We start from the raw sequence: 22,173 nt of genomic DNA, 5'->3' as shown, positions 1-22,173 counted from the left end.
GGTGACGGGGCGTCACCCGGACCGGAACGAAGGCGACTCAGGATGCGTGACAGGTGGCAGCGGCACCACTGGCCGATCGGACTCGTCTCGGCACTCGTGTGTCTGGGACCCGGGGTGGCCATCTCGCCCGCGACGGCGGCGGACGCATACGTGTCCACGCGCGGAGCGGCCGACGGGGTCTCCTGGTCGGAGGACCTCTCCCGGGTCGACTCCGACGACGTGAATGTGCGCCACTCCCACGACGGGCTGCGCCTCCGGGACCCGGACACGCGCACCGCGTCGGCGCGGAGCGGCCGGGGGTACGGCTCGCAGGTGCTGGCGCCGCGGACGCTCGACCGTCCCGTCAACCGAGTGCGGGCCGAGCTCATGGCCCGGCTGCCCTCCGGCGCGCGGGTGACCGTCGAGGTCAGGGGAGGCTCCGCCGACGGCTCCTGGACCGAGTGGCGCGAGGTGGCGGCGACCGCGGTGGCCCTGCCCCGCACCGTCAGCACCGTACAGGCGCGTGTCACCCTCACCGACGAGAGCGGCGGGGCCCGGGTCTCCGGGCTTCGGCTGACGGCGGACCGGGGCCCCGAGCCGCGCGCCGCCGCCGGAGCCGGAGCCGCCGCCGTCAGCGCGCGCGTCTTCGCGACCCGTGAGGGGCTCGTCGGCGGAACGACCGCCAACGGCCATGTCATCCAGCCGAACGACCACTTCGTCGCGCTGCCCTCCAGACGGGGCCTGTCACCGAACGGCGGCGGTCAGTACTCCGTCCAGGTCTGCGGTCCCGCGCGGTGCGAGACCGCCCCCGTCTGGGACGTCGGTCCCTGGAACACCCGCGACGACCACTGGAACCCCTCCTCGCTACGGGAGAGCTTCCCAGACCTGCCGCAGGGGAAGCCCGAAGCGCAGGCGGCGCACGAGAACGGCTACAACGGCGGCCTCGACGGCTCGGGCCGGCGGGTCACCAACCCGGCCGGGATCGATCTGGCGGACGGCACCTTCGCCGATATCGGACTGACGGACAACGGCTGGGTCACCGTCACGTATCTGTGGACCGGCGGACAGTCGGGCACGCCCTCCCCCACACCGCCCGGTTCGGCGCACTCCGGCAACTCCCCCGGCGCGCGTATCCACGACGAGTCGGCCGACACCGTCACACCGTTCCACTGTCACACCATTCAGCCGTCAGGCAGTCACACCGTCAGGCCGTCTCGCGTGGTGCGCGCCGCCGCCAACGGCGCGGCTCCTGGTCGGGGAGCCAGCCGAAGGCCAGCGAGCTGCCGATGACACCGAGCAGCAGACCGACGAAGAACCCGCCCAGGTTGGATGTGATCCAGGTGCCCAGGGTGACCAGCACACCGATGACCGAGTAGAACAGCCGCTGCCCCGGGTTCAGCAGTACGAGCAGCCCGCATACGACCATGACCAGCGGAAGCAGATAGGCGGCGATGCCGCCCGCGCCCGCCTGTAGGACGACGGAGATCGAGGCCTGTTCGGTGAGCAGGATCTCCACTCCGCCGAGCAGCAGGAGCGTCCCGCCCCAGAAGGGCCGGCGTCCGCGCCAGGCGGTGAGGGCACGCAGCGGATGGCGGCCCCCGGCCGGGACGGCGGCCCCGGCCGGGGGGTTCGGTTCGAGGGGAGCCACACTCAGCAGCTCTTCGAACTGAAGCCGAGATGCAGGTTGGGCAGCCGGAACTTGGCAGCGGTGGTCGCCCAGTTGGTCTGCCGCAGATGGGTGATGGTGACGGTGTCGGCCTGCTGGCCGAAGACGCCGAGCGGCCCCTTGACGCCCGCCTTGGTGAAGGTGCTCGCGTCTCCGCCGATCTCGATGTTGTCGAAGTCCGCCTGATTGCCCGTCAGGACGGTGGAGTCGGTGGTCAGATCGGTCGCGGACACGGGAGTGCCCTTGTCGCCCGCGGTGATGTGCAGATAGGTGCCGCCGATCTCGACGCTCTGGCAGAGCTTGGTGAGTTTGGCCTTCTTGATGGCGGAGACCACGACCAGGACCTGGCCTCCGGTGTCGCCGGCGTTGGGGCTGCCCTCCGCCATGTTGTCGATGCCGCCGAACTGCTCGAAGCCCTGGCCCTCCAGGCGGTCGGCCGTGACGGTGAAGGGCATGCCGGAGATGGCGAACTGCGCGGCGATGGCGCCCTGCGCCGTAAGGATCACGAGGGTGGCGGCCGCGGCGACCGCCGGTACGCCCATGAGCGCGGCGCGGCGCAGCCGCACTCTCCCCCGCCGTTCGGCTCTCTCTGGCGGTTCGCCGCCGGTGATGTCGGACGTGGCCATGAGCTGCTCCTGAGGGTGTGATGACCGGAACGAGCTTGCGCGGCGATGTCCTGGCGCGGACGGCTCCCGGCGCCGACGGGTTTCCCCGGGACTAGGTCCCGTCCGGCCGTGTCTGCCACATCCCGCCCGCCCGGCCTTCGGGCGGACGGCGCTGCTGGGAAGACACGCCCTGGGCGACGGCGCGGCCATGGGAGTCGACCCGGAAAGTTACTCCCAGGTATCCACGCGGTCAACCACCTTGTGAAAATTGGGTGTTGATCGCGCAGGAGATCCGTTCCCGGTCCGGTGCGCCGCGCTCAGCGCCGGATGGACCGCTCGGGCGCGCGGCCGGTGCGCGCCCCCGGCAACACCGCTGACGTCCGGGTACCGTGGGTAACATTCATCGGCGACTTCCCCCTCGGGGCCTTGACTCCGTGCACCGGACAGGTTTACAACCCTCTTGGGTTTCCTTCTGTGCCGCGCTCGTTCGCGGCGCGGTGCGGGTCCGTGGCGCCGGTCCCGTACCGCAACTGTTCACCCCACCCCCTCATGGCGCTGCCCCCGCGGGCACCGCCCTCTCGCACCGTCCTCCCGCCCCGCCGCTCCCTTGAGGAGCGGGTGCCTCACAGCCGGCCGCCTCCCTCGCCGGCCATGACGACGCGCCTGGCCGAGCCGCCACAGCGCGTTCGCCACATCTCATCCCACCGCTCGCGAAAGGGACTTCGCATGCGTACTCGCACGGGCTTACGACGCACTGTTCTCGCCGCCACCGGCGTCGGCGCCGCCGTCGCTCTCCTCACCACCGGAACGGCCACCGCCACCGGTTCGGCGTCCGCCGCCGGAGCCGCCGGCAATGTACTCACCTACGGCAGCGCGGGCGGCCCCGCCGTCGCGGTCGGGGACGTCTTCACCTCCTCGCTCAGCAGCGGCGCGAGCGTCGCGATCCGTACCACGGCCGGCGGCTCCACCGGAATCACCTGCACGGCTTCGCAGTTCACCGCGACCGTCACCGGCAATCCGGCCGCACCGGGGACCGCCACCGAGTCGCTGACGGCGCACACCTTCGGCGGCTGCACCTCGAACATCCTGGGGACCACCGGGGTGCAGAGCATCACGGTCGACCGGCTGCCCTACCACACGACCGTCGCCTCCGGAGGGCCGCTCACCGTGGGCGCCGGAGCGGCGGGCGCGGTACAGACGACCGTCAAGCTGAACACCCTGCTCGGCCTGACGACCTGCGTCTACACGTCCACGGGGCTGAGCGGCGCCACATCCAACACCGACAACTCCATCACGTTCACCAACCAGTTGTTCAGCAGGTCGTCGGGGCCCGCCACCTGCCCGGGCTCCAGCTACTTCTCCGCCAAGTACGGCCCGGTCAAGGACACGAGCCAGTCCGGCGGCCCGTCCGTATTCATCAACTGATCCGGCGCGCGGACACGTTGAGGAGCTGACGGGCGGACACACCGATGCCCGTGCGAGGGCCCTCGCACGGGCATCGGCCGCTGGCTGTTCCGCGCGCAGCGGGGCTCCGACTCGGTTGGGTTCCGACTCAGTCAGGCTCCGCCTCAGTCGGGCTCCGGCTCAGTCGGGCTCCGGCTCAGTCGGGCTCCGGCTCAGGCGTTCTTCCGGGCGACGCCTCCGTACATGGCGATGTCACGGTCGTCGATGTCGTCCTGGTCGGCGTCCGGCCGCCAGTGGTGGACCTGGGTGACGCCGGGCTCGACCAGCTCCAGACCGTCGAAGAACGCCTCGGCCTCGGCTCGCGTGCGCAGTTGCATGGGCATACCGCGGCGCGCGTACTCGGCGGCGACGCGGCCCACCTCCTGCGGGGCGAAGTCGGCGGTGCCGATGGTCATGGCCAGGAAGCTGCCGGCGGGCAGCGGTTCCAGCAGACGCTGGACGAGGCCGTGGTCGTCGTCGGTGTCGAGGATGAAGTGCAGGATGCCGATGACCAGCAGCCCGACCGGTTCACGCAGATCGAGGAGTTCCTGGAACTGGGGCGAGCCGAGGATCGCGTCGGGGTCACGCATATCGGCGTCGACATAGGCGGTGCGGCCCTCGGGGGAGCTGGTCAGGAGCGCCCGCGCGTGCGCGAGCACGATCGGGTCATTGTCCACGTAGACGATGCTCGCGTCGGGGCGGACCTCCTGGACGACCTCGTGCACATTGGGCGAGGTGGGCAGGCCGGTGCCGATGTCGAGGAACTGCCGGATGCCCTCCTCCCGCGCGAGATACCGGGCCGCCCGGTGCATGAACTCCCGGTTGGCCCGCATATGCACCGGCAGCGCCCGCCACTCGCGGCACATCGCGTCTCCGGCTTCCTTGTCCACGGGGTAGTTGTCCTTCCCGCCCAGGATGTAGTCGTAGACGCGGGCCGAATGCGCCTCGCCCGTGTTGATCCGCCGTACTGGATGCTCCTGCTGCGCCATCTTCACTCCAGGTCCCGATCGAAGCTTTGGCCAGGAGTCTAGGCATTGAGATATCTCAAGATCGCGTGAGCTACGCACATGAAAGGTTTCAACAGGCCCTCCAGGGAAGCTAGAGCAACGCCAACCACCCCGTCAATAGGGGGAACTTGTCGTTCTCCCGGCTTCGGCATGGCCGTCACAGAACCCTTGACAGTTCACATGCGCCTCCCTACTTTCCCAAAAGTGAAACGATTCATCGTCGAGTCGTAACGGAGTCGCATTGTGATCAGCAGAAGACGACTGCTCGGCACGTCCGCCACCGCCCTGGGAACAGCGCTTGTCGCCGGGACCGTGCCGGCCGCCGGAGCCGATCCGTCCATGGCACCGGCCGCCGGGCCGGGTGCCCGGGCGGGCGCGCGCGTCACCGAACCGACCGTCGAGTACGTGCGCCACCCGCTGGGCCTCGACACCCCACGTCCCAGGCTGAGTTGGCCCATCGTCTCCGACCGGCCCGGACAGCGGCAGAGCGCCTATCAGCTACGGGTCGCCACCTCTCCCGAACGTCTCGCCACGCCCGACATCTGGGACAGCGGGCGGATCACCTCCTCCCAGTCGGTCCTGGTCCCGTACGCGGGACCCGAGCTGAAGGCTCGTACCCGCTACCACTGGTCGGTGCGGGTGTGGGACGCCGACGGCGGGGTGTCGGGGTGGAGCGCGCCGTCCTGGTGGGAGACCGGACTCACCGACGCCTCCGACTGGTCGGCGCGCTGGATCGCCGCGCCGGCCGCGCTTGTCGGCGCGCCCGCGCTGGACGGCGCCTCCTGGATCTGGTTCCCCGAGGGGGATCCCGCGAGCAGCGCCCCGGCGGCGACCCGCTGGTTCCGCGGCCGGGCCGGGATACCGGCCGGCGTCACCCGCGCCCGGCTGGTCATGACCGCCGACGACGGCTTCACCGCCTCGGTGAACGGCGTCCCTGTCGCGCACACCGAGGCGAACGGCCCCGCCGAGAACTGGAAACGCCCCGTCGTCGTCGATGTGACCGGTCAACTGCGCCCCGGCGCCAATGTGATCGCCGTCTCCGCCACCAACGCGACCACCGGGCCCGCGGGTCTGCTCGGTCTGCTGGAGCTGACGACAGAGGACGGCACCACCGCCTTCACCACCGACGGGAGCTGGCGGACCACCGACCGGGAGCCCTCGGCCGACTGGGGAACCATCGACTACGACGACGCCGCGTGGCCCGCCGCCAGAACGCTCGCCGCGTGGGGCTCGGGCCCCTGGGGCGCGGTGCCGGTCTCCTACTCCCCCGCCGCACAGCTGCGCCACGAGTTCCGGCTGCGGGGCGGGGCGAAGGTCGCGCGCGCCCGGCTCTACTCCACGGCCCTCGGGCTGTACGACGCCCATCTCAACGGCGAGCGGATCGGCGAGGACCGGCTCGCGCCCGGCTGGACCGACTACCACCAGCGCGTCCAGTACCAGACGTACGACGTGACCCGGCTGCTCAGATCCGGTACCAACGCCCTCGGGGCGACGGTCGCGGCGGGCTGGTACGCGGGGAACATCGCCTGGTTCGGCCCGCACCAGTACGGTGAACGGCCCGCCCTGCTGGCCCAGTTGGAGGTCACCTACACGGACGGCACGACCGAGCGGGTGCTGTCGGGCACCGACTGGCGCGCCACGACCGGACCGGTGACCGGCGCCGATCTCATGGCGGGCGAGGCGTACGACGCCCGGTTGGAGACCGACGGCTGGACGCGCCCCGGGTTCGACGCGACCGGCTGGGTGGCCGCCGAGGCGGTCGACACGGTCGGCGCGGCGCTCGTGGCGGAGGTGGACGGTCCCTCACGGGTGGCGGGTGAGCTCCCCGCGAAGAAGATGACGGAGCCCCGACCCGGCGTCTTCGTCTTCGATCTCGGCCAGAACATGGTCGGCGCGGTCCGGCTGACCGTCTCAGGCACCGCCGGCACCACCGTACGGCTGCGCCACGCCGAGGTACTCAACCCGGACGGCACGATCTACACGGACAATCTGCGCACCGCGCGTGCCACCGACACCTACACACTCAAGGGTGCCGGCCGGGAGACCTACGAGCCGCGCTTCACCTTCCACGGCTTCCGCTATGTCGAGGTGACGGGCTATCCGGGGAAGCCGGCACTCGGCGCGGTCGTGGGGCGGGTCATCCACACCTCGGCGCCGTTCACGATGGATTTCAGAACGAACGTCCCGATGCTCAACCAGCTGCACAGCAATATCACTTGGGGCCAGCGCGGCAATTTCCTCTCCATACCCACCGACACGCCCGCCCGCGACGAACGGCTCGGCTGGACCGGTGACATCAATGTCTTCGCGCCCACCGCCGCGTACACCATGGAATCGGCACGCTTCCTCACCAAGTGGCTGTGGGATCTGCGTGACGCGCAGGAGGACGACGGCGCCCTCACCCATGTCGCCCCTGATATCGCCGGAGTCGGCAGCGGCGCGGCCGGCTGGGGAGACGCGGGGGTCACCGTGCCCTGGGCGCTCCACCAGGCGTACGGGGATGTGCGGGTGCTGGAGCAGTCCTGGACCTCCATGCTCAAGTGGCTCGACTATCTGGAGGCGCACAGCAGCGGCTATCTGCGTCCCGCCGACGGGTTCGGCGACTGGCTCAACATCCAGGACGAGACACCGAAGGACGTCATCGGCACGGCCTACTTCGCGCACAGCGCCGACCTCGTCGCCAGGGTCGCCGAGGTCCTCGGCAAGGATCCGGCGCCGTACGCCGCGCTGTTCCGCGCCGTACGCGATGCCTTCCGCGCGGCGTATGTCTCCGCGGGCGGCCGGGTGAAGGGGGATACGCAGACCGCGTACGTCCTGGCCCTGTCGATGGACCTGCTGGCCGAGGCCGACCGCGGGCCCGCCGCCGACCGGCTCGTCGAGCTCATCAGGGCCAAGGACTGGCATCTGTCGACGGGCTTTCTCGGCACCCCGCGGCTGCTGCCGGTCCTCACCGCCACCGGTCACAACGATGTCGCCTACCGGCTGCTGACACGGCGGACGTTCCCCAGTTGGGGCTACCAGATCGACCAGGGCGCCACGACGATGTGGGAGCGGTGGGACTCCATCAGGCCGGACGGCGGTTTCCAGGACGCCGGGATGAACTCCTTCAACCACTACGCGTACGGCTCGGTGGGCGAGTGGATGTACGCGAACATCGTCGGCATCGCCCCGGGTGGCCCGGGGTTCCGGAAGATCGTCGTACGGCCGCGGCCGGGTGGCGGGGTGACGGAGGCCGCGGGGCGCTACGACTCGCTCTACGGCCCGATCAGCACAGACTGGACGCAGGACTCCGACGGCTTCCGGCTCACCGTCTCCCTGCCCGCCAACACCACCGCCGAGGTGTGGATCCCCGAGAGCGGCACGGCGACCGCGACCGCGAAGGGCGGGGCGGACGTACGGCACGGAACCGCCACGTTCCTGCGACGGGAGGACGGCTGCGCCGTGTTCGCCGCCGGGTCGGGGAGGCATCACTTCACCAGCTGAGCGGGCCGCGAACGGAAGGTGTGGGGGCGGGGCGTCAACGCGCCCCGCCCCCACCGGACATAGACTGACCGTTGCCGAAACGGGCGCTGGTCCCGTACGGACTCGAAGGGACGGATCTGATGGAGGGTGACCCGGCGAGACGGGCACCCGACGGCCGTCTCGATGAGTTCCTCTATGTGGTCGGGCAGTTGGCCTGGCGACCGGACGCCGGCCTGCAAGGCGTGGTCGACTGGCTCCACCGCCAGCTGGGCAGGGAGATCGCGCTCATCGACAGCGCGGGCGCCGTCGAGCTGTCCACCCCGCGCTTCCCCGAGGAGGCCCTCGTCCCGCTCGGGCCGATGCTCACCCGGCTGACCACCGGCCGGATGTCCTCGGCCGCCACGGAGATCGGCGCGGTGCACCTGCGGCTGGAGGCGGTCGGGACCGAGTCACCGCGCCGGGTGCTGGTGCTCGCCGGGCCCACCGGGCTGAGCCCCCGGGCGTCGTCCCTCGCGTCGCACACCGGAAGCGTCATCAGCATCCTGCACCGCGCACGCACCGCCGACACGGCGCTCCACGGGTACCAGGAGAAGGCGCACCAGCTGCGTGTGGCCCTCTTCATGGCCCTCATGGCCGGGGATACGGTGCTGGCTCGCCGGATGACGACCGGGGCCGTACCCGCGCTGCTGGAGTGCGACCGGGTCCGGGTCCATCTGCTGCGCTGCCCGCCGGAGGACCGGGACCGGCTCGCGCGGGTCCACCAGGACTCCTCGGGCTACCACGGACGGGGCCTGATGGTGCGCTGCCCCGTCTACGACGAGCATCTGATCTGTCTGATCGCCGAGGACGACGGACCGGGGGACGGCCAAGGGCGGGGTCCCGGCGCACCGGACGGTCCGGGCGATCTGGGCGGGGCGCTGCGCGAGCTGGTCGGGGAGCATCCGCGGTACGCGCTGGGCATCAGCGGTGCGCATCCGCTCCGCGCGACGGCCGAGGCGTACGAGCAGGCCAGGCACGCCCTGGCGGTGGCGGGCAACGCCCCCGGCAGAGTGGCGGGTTACCGGGGCCAGGAGCCGCTCGAACGGCTGCTGCCGCGCGACGCCGCCGTCGGCTGGGCCCGCTCCCTTCTCCGGCCGCTGCGCTCGCTGCCCGCGCTCACCGTCGAGACGACCCGGCTGGCGATGCACTTCCCGCGATCCGGCGTGGCCGATCTGCTGGGCATCAGCCGCAACACCGTCACCGCCCATCTCCATCGCGCCGAGGACGCGCTCGGCGTCGACCTCCGGGACGTCCGCTCCCGTGCCACCGTCGCGCTGGCCCTCGCCGTCAGCGGCCTGCATCAGGACACGGAACCCGTCGCCGGGGGCACTGACGTCCCCGGCGCGGATTCGCTGTTCCGCACCCCGGCCGCCGCCGCGTGGGCCGAGGGTTTCCTCGAACCCCTCGAAGGCGCCGGCCATCGCCGGGTGCGGACCACACTGCGTACCTGGATCGAGACGAACACCGACGCGCAGCGGACCGCTCGGAGCCTCGGCAACAGCCGTACGACCGTCACGGCCCATCTGCGTACCGCGGAGCGCCTGCTCAACCGGGATCTGCTGGCGACCGGTTCCGGCGTCCACGATCTCGTGTACGCCTTCGGTCTGCTGGGGGAGATCCCGCTCGCCCCCGACCGTGCACCGTGACCAGAACGCCGCCGCCCCGACCGCGCACGGCGCACCATCCGCGCGCCGTCCCGTGCGTCGTGCACACCCCCACCGAGGAATTCGGGCACCGTGACCAGTGACCGGGCCTGTCAGCCGGCCGGGTAAAGCGATCTCATGCCTGTGTGTCGATTTCGGCCACCCCGCGTCGGGGGACAGGGTGGCCGAATCACACGGCGCGGCCGGCGTGACGGCGGGCGGGTCAGGGGCGCGGGGCGATCTCGCGTCCGCCGTCCACGACGGTGATCGCCATCGCGGGACACGAGTCGGCCGCGTCCAGCACGGCCTCATGGGGATCGACGCTTCCGGCGAGGGGCCGCGCCCGGTCGTCCTCCAGGGTGAAGTGGTCGGGCGCCATCCCCGCGCACATCCCCGACCCCATACAGCGTTCTCCGTCGACGTGGAGCTGCCAGGCCATCGGTCACCACCCGATCGGCATCGTGCGCGGACCACGGACGATCATCTGCTGCTTCCAGACGATGTCGCCCGCCAGCCGCAGCCCGGGCAGCCGGGTCAGCAGCGCGCGCAGCGCCTCCTGGAGCTCCACCCTGGCCAGTGGCGCGCCGAGGCAGTGGTGGACGCCGTGTCCGAAGCCCAGATGCTGGTTGCCCTCGCGCTCGATGTCCAGCACGCCCGGTGAACTGAACCTGAGCGCGTCCCGGTTGGCCGCGCCCACCGCGACCAGCACCGGCTCCCCCGCGCGTACGAGGGTGCCGCCGACCTCGATGTCCTCGGTGGCGTACCGGGGGAACGCCGCGCCCGCGCCGAGCGGTACGAAGCGCAGCAGCTCCTCGACGGCGCCCGGGATCAGCGCGGGCTCCTCACTCAACCGCCGCAGCTGGTCCGGGTGTTCGAGCAGGGCGTAGACGAAGTTCGGGATCTGCGTCGCGGTGGTCTCGTGGCCGGCGATCAGGATGCCGACACACAGATCGACGAGTTCCGGCTCGGAGAGCCGGTCGTCGACATCGCGCGCCTCGATCAGCGCGGACATGAGATCGTCGGCGGGCTCCTCCCGGTGCCGGCCGATCAGACCGGCCATATACGCGCGCAGCTCGTCTCTCTTGGTGGTGAATTCCTCGGGGGTGAGCCCGCTGGTGGACAGTGCGGCGTCGCTCCACTCGCGGAACAGCGGGCGGTCCTCCACCGGTACACCGAGCAGCTGGCAGATCACGGCGACCGGGATCGGCAGCGCGAAGTCCTCGACGAGATCCGCGGGCGGGCCGGCGGCGATCAGATCGTCCACGAGCCCGTCGGCGAGCCGGCCGATGTCGGGCCGCATCTTCTCGACACGGTGGACGGTGAACGCCTTGGCCACCAGGGTGCGCAGCCGGGAGTGGTCCGGCGGGTCCATGGCGAGGATGCCGCCGGCGCGCTGTTCCGCCCACTGGCGGGGAGCGTCGTGCCGGTCCTCCTCCGCGCGGCTGAACCGGCGGTCGCCCAGGACGAGCCGGGCGTCGGCGTAGCGGGTGGCGAGCCAGGCCGGCTCCCCGTAGGGCAGTCTGACCTTCAGCAGCCCCGGGAGGTCGCGGGCGTGGGCGTACGCCTCGGACAGCGCGATCCCGTCGGTCCGGTTGAAGGGGTAGCCGACGGGTCCGGCGGGTGCGTCCTGTACATCGGTCATCGAAGAGCCCCGATCGCGAGTCGTTGACGCGGCTCGTTGCGCGCACGGGCCGCCCGTGCGTGAGCCGCGGAATGTAAGCGCTCGATTACAAACGGTAGGAGGGGCGTCCGGTCCCGTCAACCGGGCCTCGCGGCCGGTGGATTCGTCCCGTCCCGGCATTACCGTGTCCGGTGCACGGAGTACGGGAGGTGCGACATGGCCCACCAGGGGCCCGAGCGACGGCGCAATGCCGCTGATACGAGGCAGGCGCTGCTCGACGCCGCCACCACGCTCTTCGCCGAGCGCGGTTTCGACAGCACCACGGTGCGGGACATCGCCGGTCTGGCCGAGGCGAACCAGGCGCTGGTCTTCCGCTACTTCGGCTCGAAGGAGGCGCTCTTCGAAGAGGTGATGGCGGAGGTGGGGCGGGAGCAGCTGGCCACCACGCCCGCGGAACAGCTGCTCGCCACGGTACTGCGTGATCTCCTCGCGCCCGCCGCCGACCGGGACCCGTCCCTGGAGGCGTTCCTGCGCTCGGGCGGCAACGGCGGGGTGGTCTCGGCGGTGCGCGAGCAGCTGGGCGCGGAGTACGCGCGGGTGCTGCGCACACTGACCGCCCGCCCGGACGCGGCGCTGCGCGCGGATCTCGTGCTGGCCTGGCTGCTGGGCATCGGTCTGCTGCGTGTGGTGGCACCGAAGGAGCCGCTGTCGACGGCCGATCCCGCCGAGGTGACCGCACTGGTGCTGGGCGCGGTGAGCACACTGCTGGAACGGGTCGACCGGGCACCGGCGCCCGCACGGGCTCCGGTCACCGCGCCCAGATCGGCCGGCGTTCCGGGCCCGTCTCCCGCTCCGGCCCCCGGGCGTCAGCCGCAGGGGACCTGAGCAGGCCTCCCCCGAGACCTCCCCGAGTGGGCTCGCGGAGGAGGCTCGCGCGTCTCAGATGCGCCAGCCGCGGATCTGGTCCGCCGCCTGGTACACACTGGCCTTGCCCGACTGGATGGCACGGACGAGTTCGACGAGAGCCCCGTACGGCGGATCGATCCCCTCGCCGGACGCGTGCATATACGCGGCGGCGACCTGGCAGGCGTACAGGCTGTTGCGGTACGGCAGGGGCTCCAGGCGCACCAGCGTGTGGATGAGCGCCGCCGCGCGCCAGGCCACATCGGGTTCACTGGTCGCCGGGCGCGGGATGCGGGTCTTGTGCCGGGCCACGGCGGCGACCAGCGCCGAGTAGTCGGCCACCGAGACATCTTCCGGAACGGCCTGTTCCTGTACGTCCAGGAGCCAGGCCACGTCGATGTACAGCACCGGCATCAGGCGGCTTCCGCCCGCCTGTCGTGCCGCGCTGGTGGGACCTCGTTGGCGAAGGCCTCGTCGAACTCGCCCCGGTGCTGTTCGCCCCAGCTGACGGCGTAGCGGACGAACTGGAGACGCTGCTGCTCACGGAGGGGCAGGTCGTGGACGTACTGCTTGAGCGACTTGCCCTCGGCGGCGGCCGCCGCGCGGACCGCCTCCAGCTCGTCGTCGGTGAAGCTGATGTTGAGTGACGGCATAGCCGTACGGTACCTAATTGGTACCGAACAGGGAAGTGGCGGATCCCCGGGGCACGGCCGCCGCCGTGCCCCGAGGGTCGCTCTCAGTGCTCTCGATAGAACTCGGCCAGGGTGGTGAACGCGGCCTTGGGCTCCCACCGCAGGTCCGGGTAAGTGTCCCCGTAGCGGTCCTCCAGGACCTTCACGATGCCGTAGCTGGCCAGGTCGAGATCGTCGCGAGGGTCGCCGTCGGGGCGGTGCACATGGTCGTAGAGCGCGAAGATGAACACGAAGGCGCTGTCGACACCTTCCGCCTCGAAGACCTCCAGCAGTTCGCGCAGATACCTGGCCTGGCCGACTTCGTCGCGTTCGTACTCCCCCTTCAGCCGAACCGGTCCGGTCTTGTCGTACTCAACGATCTCCAGCCCGCGAGCGCCCATGTCGCCCGCACCCCGGAAGCCGGCGGAGCCGAACTCGGTGATCGCGACCGGCTTTCCCCGCGCGACAAGGTCACGGACACCCGCGGTGAACCGGTCGGCCATCTCGACCGTCCGGTAGAGATCCAGGGAGACGATGTCGAAGAGTGTCCAGTCGACGCGCTCCAGCGGTATGGAGGCATAGGTGATCCTGCCGCCGAAGCGCTCACGGACGATGGCCGCGGCGCTGCCGAGGAAGTCGTTGACACGTGTACCGACCTCGCCGATCAGCTCACGCATCCGGTCCGGCACGGTCAGCTGCCCGACCCGCTCGTCGAGGGAGTCGCCGGGCAGGAACCCCTTGTTCATCAGGCTTATCTCGGCTCCGGTGACGAACACCACCTCGCAGCCGCGCCGCCTGAGCCGTTCCGCCCGCTCGGCGCAGTCGGCGAACAGCGACAGCATCTCGTCGGTGGTGAGCTCAAGCGGATACGGCGAGAACCAGACCTCCAGCCCCAGTCCGGCGGCGAAGCCCGCGGCGAGCTCCAGCCGGTCCGGGTCACCGCCGGTGACCCGGACCGTATCGCAGTGCAGATCGTCACGGATGACGCGCAGCTCACGCTCGACCACCTCCGGGTCGAAGCGCTCACGGGAACTCACACCTTCGCGGATGAATCCGGTGTCGTAGGTGATGCCTTTGGCACGCATGCGCCATGCCCTCTCCCTCAGAGACTTTTAGGTACTGAGAGTACCCTAATTGCATGCGTCCCAGGATCAAGTCCACAGTTGGGGGGAACGGTCAGTACCGAATCACGGGCAGAGGGCATGGCGGACGATCCGACGAAGCAGCCAGGCGCCGCACAGACACGGCGCCGCGGCGCCGTACTGGAGGAGGCGATCCTGCGGGCCGCGGCCGACGAACTCATCGAGTCCGGTTACGCGGGACTGACCATGGACCAGGTCGCCCGACGTGCCGGCACCAACAAGAACGCGATCTACCGCCGCTGGCCCAGCCGCCTCGCGCTCGGCATCGCCGCCTACCGGCAACTGGCCACAACACTCCAGCCTCCCGACACCGGCGATCTGCGCGACGACGTCCTCGAACTGCTGCGCCGGGCGAACCGTCACTGGAGTTCACCGCTCGGCATGGTCCTGCGCGAGCTGATGTCGGCCGCCGGCGGGGCGACGGAGTTCGTCGCGCAGCTGCCCGAGCAGTCCACCGACGCCGTGGCCGCCTCCTGGCTGACCGTCCTGGGGCGGGCGATCGCACGGGGCGAGGCTTCCCCCGAAGCGCTCCATCCACGGGTCGCCACCGTGGCCGTGGTCCTGCTCCGAGACGAATTCGTTGTGCGCGGGGTCCCCACCGCACCCGACGAGGTCATCGTCGAGATCGTCGATGAGGTCTACCTCCCGCTGGTCCGGCAGCGCGGTGCGACACACCGCCGCGAACGGCCCACCTGACGATTGCGCCGGAGAGCCCGCCACCTTCGCGGTGGCGGGCTCGATGATCGCCGGGGTCAGTCGCCGGTGTTGGTGGCCCAGACGGGCTGGTTGGCGTTGTTGTAGACGACGACATTGCCGTCGTCCTGAACCGCGAGGTAACGGCCCTTGTGCCAGGTTCCGGCGGCCCACAGGGCCTTGCCGGCCTTGTTGTAGACGACGAGGTTGCCGTCCTCCTGCATGACGAGGCGGTCGGCGTTGGGGTAGACGTTCGGGGCCTGCCACGCGGGGCGGTTGTCCTTGTAGAGGACGACATTGCCGTCACTCTGGACACGCAGGATCGCGCGGCCGTTTCCGGAGGTCCATGCCTGGTTCTTGCCGAGGGTGGCGGGCGGGTAGAAGTGGGAGTCGCTTCGCGGGGCCTCCTGGGGTCCCGCGCTCCGGACGGTGTGGCCGGTCTCGACGGCGTCAGCGGCGGGAACGGCGGCCAGGACGGGCAGGGCTGCGAGGGCGAGCGCGGGAAGGCCGCGCCGCACGAGGTTCTTGATCACAACAACGGATTAAGGCAGTCCGCTTGTGCCCGCGACAGCCCGAGCCCGCGAACTCACCCGTACGGTCCAGCGAATTCATCGCCGAAACGACACTCCTGGCGCAGGCCGGTGTCAGAACCAGCCCGGGACCACGAACACACCCCATGTCACGACCGGCACCACCGCGGCCATGGCGAGGCCCCACACCATGAGACCGCGGAAGACCGTGTCCCTCCGCTCCTCGGGCGAGTTGGCGACCACCAGGGCGCCACTGGTCGAGAAGGGCGAGGAGTCCACCACCGAGGCCGAGATCGCCAGCGCGACGATCAGCCCGACCGTGCCGACCTCACCGCCCAGCAGGAAGGGGACCGCCAGCGGAATCAGCGCGCCCAGGATGCCCGTGGTGGAGGCGAAGGCCGAGACGACAGCCCCGATGAGACAGATGAGCAGGGCTCCCACCAGCGGGGTACGGACCGAGGCGACGCCCTCGCCGAGGTAGTCGATGGTGCCGATCCGCTCCATCAGGCTGACGAACGTGACGATGCCGCAGACGAGCAGGACCGTCGACCACGCGCACTTGTCCACCGCCCCCTTCGCCGACTCCGGTGAGACGAGGGAGAGGACGACGGTGACGGTGAGGGCCATCAGCCCGACATTGAGGTCGAAGAAGAGGGATCCGACGACCAGGCTGAGCAGACCGAGGAGGGTGAGCACACGGGCCCGGTCGAGGGTGAGCGGTGGTTCCTCAGCGGTGACCGGGTCGTCGGCGACCGCGACGGCCAAGCCGCCACCGCCCGTCGGCGCCACCGCCGTGGCCGACACCGAGGACCCGGAAGGCCCCGAAGACCCCGAAGACCCCGAGGACAACGCCGTGGTGACCGTCCGGCCGCCGCCGTCACCGGCCCCGCCACCTCCGCCGCCCACACTGTCACCGTGGTGCGACTTCCCGGCCGGAGCGCCCGGACCGTCCACCGCCTCCCGCCGCCCCAGCAGTGTGCGACCACCGAACAGGAAGAACACGACCAGACTGAGGGCGACATTGAAAAGGAAGGAGCAGAGGAACAACAGCGCGGGGTTTCCGGGCAGGTTGTTCCGTGACATCACCCCATTGGTGATGCTGCCGAACACACTGATGGGTGAGAAACCTCCCGCGCTGGCGCCGTTGATGATGAACAGACCCATCAGAAGCGGATTGATCCGATAGCGCTTCGCGAACCCCAGGCCGATCGGCGCCACGAGCGCGACGGCCGCCGGCACCACCGCGCCGACGGCGGTCAGCACGGCGGTGACCAGGAACATGATCCACGGGATGAGCGCGATCCGGCCACGCACCACTCTCATGGACCCGTGGACGAGCCAGGTCACCGTGCCATTGTTCTTCGCGATCGCGAAGAGGAAGGTCACACCGACCAATACCACAAATAGATCCCCGGGGAATCCCGCGAAGATTTCATCTGCGGTTTCGTGCACGAATACGGTTCCCACCACAAACGCGACCACGATGGCCAGTGCGCCCATATGCACCGAGAAAACGGTGGCGACCGTGAATATCAGTACGAGACCGATGATGGAGATGACGTGATCTGACACAAGGCTTCCTCGCCTTCAGTCCGGCTCCAATTTTTCCGCAATACGGAATCCCGTTTCCGCAGTGGGAAGTATGGAAGCGGCACCAGAAGGCGTCAAGAGTCGTGCGCTGACGAACCGTCACCTCTCGGCGGGGTGTGCACACCCCCCAGCGCGGCGCCGACCGCCGCCGCGGCCTCCCGCACCAAGAGGCCATAGGCGGAGCGGTCTTCGCTGGTCAGACGGCTGGTCGGGACATTGACACTGATGCTGGCGACCGGCTGCCCCGAGCCGCCGATGACGGCCGCCGCGACCGCCGAGACATCCGTGCGCCACTCGCCGCCATTCGTCGCGTAACCGCGCTCCCGGATCTCGGCCAGCTCGGCGAGCAGCAGCTCCGGATCGGTGATCGTGGTGGTGGTGAAACCGGACAGCCCCCCGTCGAGGTGCCGGCCGACGACCTCGGCGGAGCTCGCCGCCAGCACGGCCTTGCCGTTGGCCGAGGCATGCAGCGGCAGAACCTGGCCCAACGGCAGGATGATGCGCACCGGTTGGGCCGTCTCCAGCCGTTCGATGAGCACGACCTTGCCACCCTCGGGCACCGCCAGATGGACCGTCTCGTCGGTACGGCGGCGCAGGTCCTCCATCACCGGTACGGCGACATCACGCAGCCCCAGTTCGCCGGTGGCGTGCCGACCGACGTGCAGCGCCTTGGTGGTGACCACCCATCGGGTGGGGGCGCCGCCCGCCGGGCGGATCCACCCCGCGGTGTGCAGGGTGACCAGCGCGCGCTGGACGGAACTCTTCGGGAGTTCCATCGCCCGCGCCAGATCCGCGACCCCGACCGGCTGACGCGCGGCCACCTCCTCCAGCGCCCTGAGCGCGTTGAGGACGTTCTGCATCCATTGACTCCTTCCACAACCGAACCCTATGCTCCGCCGTGCCATCACACGATACGCCGTGCCGTCTTACGGCACAACCTTGAGGGGAGCCGCTCGCATGACCTCTCGTACCGGCCGCCACTTCCTCCAGATCCCGGGCCCGACCAACGTCCCCGACCAGGTACTCCGCGCCATGTCGGCGCCCACGATCGATCACCGCGGCCCCGAGTTCGAGGCCCTGACCCTGCGTCTGCTCGAAGCGATCAAGCCGGTGTTCGGCACCGCGGGCCCGGTGGTGATCTATCCCGCCTCCGGGACCGGCGCCTGGGAAGCCGCGCTGGTCAACACCCTGAGTCCGGGCGACCGGGTGCTCTGCTTCGAGACCGGCCACTTCGCCACGCTGTGGCGGGACATGGCCCTGAGCCTCGGCCTCGAAGTGGATTTCGTGCCAGGGGACTGGCGCCACGGCACCGACCCCGAGGTCGTGGCCCAGCGACTGGCGGCGGACCTCACCCACACGATCAAGGCGGTCTGTGTCGTCCACAACGAGACCTCGACCGGCGTGACCAGCCGTATCGCCGAGATCCGGCAGGCGATCGACGCCTCGGGTCACCCGGCGCTGCTGCTCGTCGACACGATCTCCTCGCTCGGCTCGATCGACTACCGCCATGACGAGTGGGGCGTCGATGTCACGGTGGCGGGATCGCAGAAGGGGCTCATGCTGCCCCCGGGCCTCAGCTTCAACGCCGTCAGCCACAAGGCGCTCACCGCCGCGCGCACCGCCCGGCTGACCAAGTCCTTCTGGGACTGGGGCCCCATCATCGAGTTCAACCGGCGCGGATACTTCCCGTACACCCCGGCGACGAACCTCCTCTACGCGCTGGAGGAAGCCCTTCGCATGCTCGCCGACGAGGGGCTGGACGCGGTGTTCGCCCGGCATGCCCGGCACGCCGCGGCGACCCGGGCCGCCGTCCGGGGCTGGGGACTTGAGGTGCTGTGCGCCGACGAACGCGAGCACTCGGGGTCGCTGACCGCGGTGCTCATGCCCAGCGACCACGACGCCGACAAGGTCCGGGAGATCATCCTCGACCGGTTCGACATGTCCCTCGGCGCGGGCCTCGGCAAGCTCAGCGGCCGGGTCTTCCGGATCGGGCATCTGGGCCACTTCAACGACCTCACCCTGGCCGGGACGCTCGCCGGGGTGCAGATGGGCCTCGAACTCGCCGGCGTACCCATCAGTCCACGCGGTCTGGGAGACGCCCTCGACGTGCTGCGTTCCCGCTGACGGTCCGAACCATGTGGAGCGAGTGAACATGACAATGATCAACTCGGACGCCCCCGCGATCGGCGGTGCGGCGGCAGAGGACCTGGCACACCGTCTCCGGCGGGAGCTCGACGGTGATGTGGGTTTCGACGACTACACCCGGCATCTGTTCTCGCGGGACGCGAGCATGTACGCGATCACCCCGGTGGGTGTGGTCTTCCCCCGTCACGCCGACGATGTGCGCGCGGCGGTGGCGGCGGCCGGGGAGTACGGCATACCGCTGGTGCCGCGCGGAGCCGGGACCAGTCTGGCCGGGCAGACCGTGGGCCCCGGGCTCGTCCTGGATCTGTCGCGGTATATGAACCGCATCCTGGAGATCGACGACGGCCGCCGCACGGCGCGCGTCCAGGCGGGGGTCGTCCAGGACCAGCTGAACAGGGCGGCCAGGCCGCTGGGGCTGATGTTCGGTCCCGACACCTCCACCAGCAACCGGGCCACCGTCGGGGGGATGATCGGCAACAACTCGGCGGGCAGCGGCTCGCTGCGCTACGGCATGACCATCGACCATGTCCGGGAGCTCGATGTCGTCCTCTCCGACGCGAGCCGGGCGCTGCTGGCGCCGGTCGACGAGGGGGAGCGCGCGCGCCGGGCCGCGCTGCCGACCCTGGAGGGAAGTCTCTACCGGCGGCTGCCGGAGATCGTGAGCGCCAACTCCGCGGCCATCGCGGAGGGTTTCCCGGAGTTCTGGCGCCGGGCGTGCGGCTATCGGCTGGACCGGATGGCACGCCCGGACACCCCGTTCGACCTGGCCAAGTTTGTCGTCGGCTCGGAGGGCACGCTCGTCATCGCCACCGAGGCGCTGGTCGATCTCGTACCCAAACCGCGCCACACCGTGATCGCCGTCGGCCACTTCACCAGCACGGCCGCCGCCATCGAAGCCACCGAGGACGCGCTGGCCTGCGACCCGGCCGCGGTGGAGCTGATGGACCGTACGATCCTGGACCTGTCCCGGCAGAAGATCGAGTACGCCTCGCTGAGCACCATCCTCGAAGGCGATCCCGACGCGCTGCTCTTCGTCAGCTTCACCGGGGACGACAAGCGGGAACTGCTCGCCGGCATGGAGCGGCTGACCAAGCTCTGGGCCCGGCACGGCCACGGCTATCACACCCTCCAGGCCATCACCCCGGACCAGCAGTCCTCCCTGCTGAAGGTCCGCAAGTCAAGTCTCGGTCTGCTGATGGCCGCCGGTGAGGGCACCCGCCGGCCGCTGGCCTTCGTGGAGGACACGGCCGTCGATCCGGTCCATCTCCCCCAGTACACCAAGCGCTTCAAGGAGGTGCTCGACCGGCACGGACTGACGGCGGGCTTCTACGGCCACTGCTCGGTCGGCTGTCTCCACATCCGGCCGTTCGTGGATCTGACCGACCCGGGACAGGTCGACACCATGCGCGCGGTGGCCGAGGAGATCAAGGACCTGGTCACGGAGTACGGCGGCGTCAACTCCAGCGAGCACGGCGACGGTCTGGCCAGGAGCGAGTTCAACCGGGAGATCTTCGGCGACCGGCTGTACGAGGCGATGCGTCAGGTCAAGCAGGTCTTCGACCCGGACAACCGGATGAACCCGGGCAAGATCGTGGACGCGCCCTCGATGACGGACAACCTCCGCGACCGGGCGCTGCCCCCCGCCGAGCCACTGCGTACCCGTCTCTCCTTCGAGGTGGTGGGCGGTATGCGGGGCGCCGCGGACCGGTGCATGAACATCGGGCTGTGCCGCAAGAGCGGTACGGGCGCCATGTGTCCCTCGTACATGGCCACCCGCAATGAGGAGGACTCCACCCGCGGCCGGGCCAACGCCCTGGTCAAGGCGCTCTCCGAACCCGATCCCCGTAAGGCGCTCGGCGACGAGCGGCTGCACGAGATCCTTGATCTGTGCCTCATGTGCAAGGCGTGCAAGAGCGAGTGCCCGCTCGGTGTCGACATGGCCACGCTCAAGGCCGAGTCGCTGTCGCACCATCACGATCTGCACGGGGTACCACTGCGTTCACGGATCTTCGGTTCGATCCGGCTGCTGAACCGGCTCGGTTCGGTGGCGGCGCCGCTGTCCAATCTGCCGGGGCGGCTGCGCCCGCTGCGGCTGCTGCTCGACCGCTGGCTGGGCATCGCGTCCGAGCGCCCGCTGCCGGTGTTCGTACGGCGCAATCTGGTGCGGTGGTTCCGCAAGCACGCGCGTGGCGCCGCCGCGTCGGGCCGTCCGGCGGCCACCCAGGGAACGCTGACGTTCCTCGCCGATTCCTTCACCACCTTCACCGAGCCGGACATCGGCCGCTCCGCGATCGAGCTGCTGGAGCTGGCGGGCTGGCAGGTACGGCTGGAGAGCCGGGGCTGCTGCGGCCGGTCCAGTCTCTCCAAGGGGCTGGTCGACGACGCCAAGGACAAGGCGTTCGCGCTCGCCCATCTGCTCACCGAGACGACGGAGCCCGGCTCACCGATCGTGGGCTGCGAGCCGTCCTGTCTGATGACGCTGCGCGATGAACACAAGGCGCTGCTGCCGAACGACTCGGCCGTCAAGGACATCTCGGGGCGGGTGCGTCAGGTGGAGGAGTTGCTGGTCGAGGCGGTGGACGACGGCCGGCTGCGGCTGCGTGAGGACTCCTGGCTCGCCGGACGCAGACTGCTCTACCACGGGCACTGCCACCAGAAGGCGGAGGTCGGCACCGCCGCGACGATGAGTCTGCTCAACCGAATCCCCGGGGTGCAGGTGTCAGAACTGGACGCCGGATGCTGTGGGATGGCGGGGTCCTTCGGCTTCGAGTCCGAGCACTACGAGGTGTCCATGACCGTCGGTCAGGACCGGCTCTTCCCCGCTGTCGAGGCGGAGCCGCCGGAGACCGTGGTGGTGGCGACGGGGGTCTCCTGCCGTCAGCAGATCTTCCACGGCACGCGCCGCGACGCGTGGCATCCCGTTCAGCTGCTGCGGGAGGCGGTGGAACCCACCGGTTCGTCCGCCGGACGCTGAGCCCCGTATGTGCTGAGCCCCGCGTGTCCCGCGTATGGCTCCGCGTATCCCGTGGATAAG

The 22,173-nt window shown here is 70.3% G+C and carries 19 protein-coding genes; 8 read left to right on the top strand and 11 right to left on the bottom strand.

All coding sequences use genetic code 11. The features are described 5' to 3' along the window. Positions 1–42: 42 nt before the first annotated feature. Entirely contained in the window at positions 43–1,269 is a 1,227-nt protein-coding gene (locus tag AB0M67_RS06970) for a hypothetical protein (protein ID WP_365743439.1), read from the top strand. Here the strand turns inward: AB0M67_RS06970 and AB0M67_RS06965 are convergent. Next, positions 1,184–1,564: a DUF6114 domain-containing protein gene (locus tag AB0M67_RS06965; RefSeq protein ID WP_365743722.1), complete on the bottom strand. Its 381-nt coding sequence runs from the start codon at positions 1,562–1,564 to the stop codon at positions 1,184–1,186. The genes AB0M67_RS06970 and AB0M67_RS06965 overlap by 86 nt on opposite strands. Positions 1,565–1,629: 65 nt before the next feature. Next, positions 1,630–2,271, bottom strand: a complete 642-nt coding sequence (locus tag AB0M67_RS06960) for a DUF6230 family protein (RefSeq protein WP_365743437.1) — start codon at positions 2,269–2,271, stop codon at positions 1,630–1,632. 705 nt (positions 2,272–2,976) lie between these two features. Between AB0M67_RS06960 and AB0M67_RS06955 the strand changes: the two genes are divergently transcribed. Beyond that, entirely contained in the window at positions 2,977–3,675 is a 699-nt protein-coding gene (locus AB0M67_RS06955) for a Tat pathway signal sequence domain protein (RefSeq protein WP_365743436.1), read from the top strand. A gap of 191 nt (positions 3,676–3,866) precedes the next feature. Here AB0M67_RS06955 and AB0M67_RS06950 read toward each other — a convergent pair whose 3' ends face one another. Beyond that, entirely contained in the window at positions 3,867–4,682 is an 816-nt protein-coding gene (locus AB0M67_RS06950; RefSeq protein WP_365743434.1) for an SAM-dependent methyltransferase, read from the bottom strand. A gap of 261 nt (positions 4,683–4,943) precedes the next feature. Between AB0M67_RS06950 and AB0M67_RS06945 the strand changes: the two genes are divergently transcribed. Together AB0M67_RS06945 and AB0M67_RS06940 are read left to right on the top strand one after the other, a co-directional pair. Further along, a complete protein-coding gene (locus AB0M67_RS06945; RefSeq protein WP_365743432.1) occupies positions 4,944–8,183 on the top strand; it encodes an alpha-L-rhamnosidase in 3,240 nt (1,079 codons plus the stop codon). A 71-nt stretch (positions 8,184–8,254) separates the two neighbouring features. Then, positions 8,255–9,847 (top strand): helix-turn-helix domain-containing protein, encoded by a 1,593-nt coding sequence (locus AB0M67_RS06940; protein WP_365743431.1) that lies wholly within the window; start codon positions 8,255–8,257, stop codon positions 9,845–9,847. Between the two features lie 220 nt (positions 9,848–10,067). Here AB0M67_RS06940 and AB0M67_RS06935 read toward each other — a convergent pair whose 3' ends face one another. Together AB0M67_RS06935 and AB0M67_RS06930 are read right to left on the bottom strand one after the other, a co-directional pair. After that, complete coding sequence (locus AB0M67_RS06935; RefSeq protein ID WP_365743429.1) at positions 10,068–10,283, bottom strand: ferredoxin; 216 nt, start codon at positions 10,281–10,283, stop codon at positions 10,068–10,070. Positions 10,284–10,286: 3 nt separating this feature from the next. Continuing rightward, a complete protein-coding gene (locus AB0M67_RS06930; RefSeq protein ID WP_365743427.1) occupies positions 10,287–11,486 on the bottom strand; it encodes a cytochrome P450 in 1,200 nt (399 codons plus the stop codon). A gap of 195 nt (positions 11,487–11,681) precedes the next feature. On the opposite strand from AB0M67_RS06930, the gene AB0M67_RS06925 reads away from it, so the two are divergent. Continuing rightward, the gene (locus tag AB0M67_RS06925; RefSeq protein ID WP_365743426.1) at positions 11,682–12,350 is read left to right on the top strand and encodes a TetR family transcriptional regulator; all 669 of its coding nucleotides are present in this window, start codon (positions 11,682–11,684) and stop codon (positions 12,348–12,350) included. 54 nt (positions 12,351–12,404) lie between these two features. Here the strand turns inward: AB0M67_RS06925 and AB0M67_RS06920 are convergent, their stop codons facing one another. From AB0M67_RS06920 to AB0M67_RS06910, 3 genes are all read right to left on the bottom strand, one after another. After that, entirely contained in the window at positions 12,405–12,782 is a 378-nt protein-coding gene (locus tag AB0M67_RS06920; RefSeq protein WP_249953644.1) for a toxin Doc, read from the bottom strand. Then, positions 12,782–13,021, bottom strand: coding sequence for a hypothetical protein (locus AB0M67_RS06915; RefSeq protein WP_249953645.1), 240 nt, complete (start codon positions 13,019–13,021; stop codon positions 12,782–12,784). Before AB0M67_RS06915 ends, AB0M67_RS06920 begins: the two co-directional genes overlap by 1 nt. A gap of 83 nt (positions 13,022–13,104) precedes the next feature. After that, complete coding sequence (locus tag AB0M67_RS06910; protein WP_365743424.1) at positions 13,105–14,124, bottom strand: hypothetical protein; 1,020 nt, start codon at positions 14,122–14,124, stop codon at positions 13,105–13,107. Between the two features lie 117 nt (positions 14,125–14,241). On the opposite strand from AB0M67_RS06910, the gene AB0M67_RS06905 reads away from it, so the two are divergent. Then, a complete protein-coding gene (locus AB0M67_RS06905) occupies positions 14,242–14,877 on the top strand; it encodes a TetR/AcrR family transcriptional regulator (RefSeq protein ID WP_365743422.1) in 636 nt (211 codons plus the stop codon). A gap of 56 nt (positions 14,878–14,933) precedes the next feature. On the opposite strand, the gene AB0M67_RS06900 is transcribed toward AB0M67_RS06905, so the two are convergent. From AB0M67_RS06900 to AB0M67_RS06890, 3 genes are all read right to left on the bottom strand, one after another. After that, positions 14,934–15,407, bottom strand: coding sequence for a hypothetical protein (locus AB0M67_RS06900; RefSeq protein WP_365743420.1), 474 nt, complete (start codon positions 15,405–15,407; stop codon positions 14,934–14,936). 111 nt (positions 15,408–15,518) lie between these two features. After that, positions 15,519–16,976, bottom strand: a complete 1,458-nt coding sequence (locus AB0M67_RS06895) for an SLC13 family permease (protein WP_365743418.1) — start codon at positions 16,974–16,976, stop codon at positions 15,519–15,521. Between the two features lie 92 nt (positions 16,977–17,068). After that, positions 17,069–17,854: an IclR family transcriptional regulator gene (locus AB0M67_RS06890; RefSeq protein ID WP_365743416.1), complete on the bottom strand. Its 786-nt coding sequence runs from the start codon at positions 17,852–17,854 to the stop codon at positions 17,069–17,071. Between the two features lie 97 nt (positions 17,855–17,951). Between AB0M67_RS06890 and AB0M67_RS06885 the strand changes: the two genes are divergently transcribed. After that, positions 17,952–19,118, top strand: a complete 1,167-nt coding sequence (locus AB0M67_RS06885; protein WP_365743414.1) for an aminotransferase class V-fold PLP-dependent enzyme — start codon at positions 17,952–17,954, stop codon at positions 19,116–19,118. A gap of 28 nt (positions 19,119–19,146) precedes the next feature. Next, positions 19,147–22,113 (top strand): FAD-linked oxidase C-terminal domain-containing protein, encoded by a 2,967-nt coding sequence (locus AB0M67_RS06880; protein ID WP_365743413.1) that lies wholly within the window; start codon positions 19,147–19,149, stop codon positions 22,111–22,113. Positions 22,114–22,173: the final 60 nt, after the last annotated feature.

The sequence above is a fragment of the Streptomyces sp. NPDC051662 genome (genome assembly GCF_040681655.1).
Lineage (GTDB): Bacteria > Actinomycetota > Actinomycetes > Streptomycetales > Streptomycetaceae > Streptomyces.
Note: the sequence above shows the minus strand (reverse complement) of the source record. Positions and strands in the feature narration are given on the sequence as shown.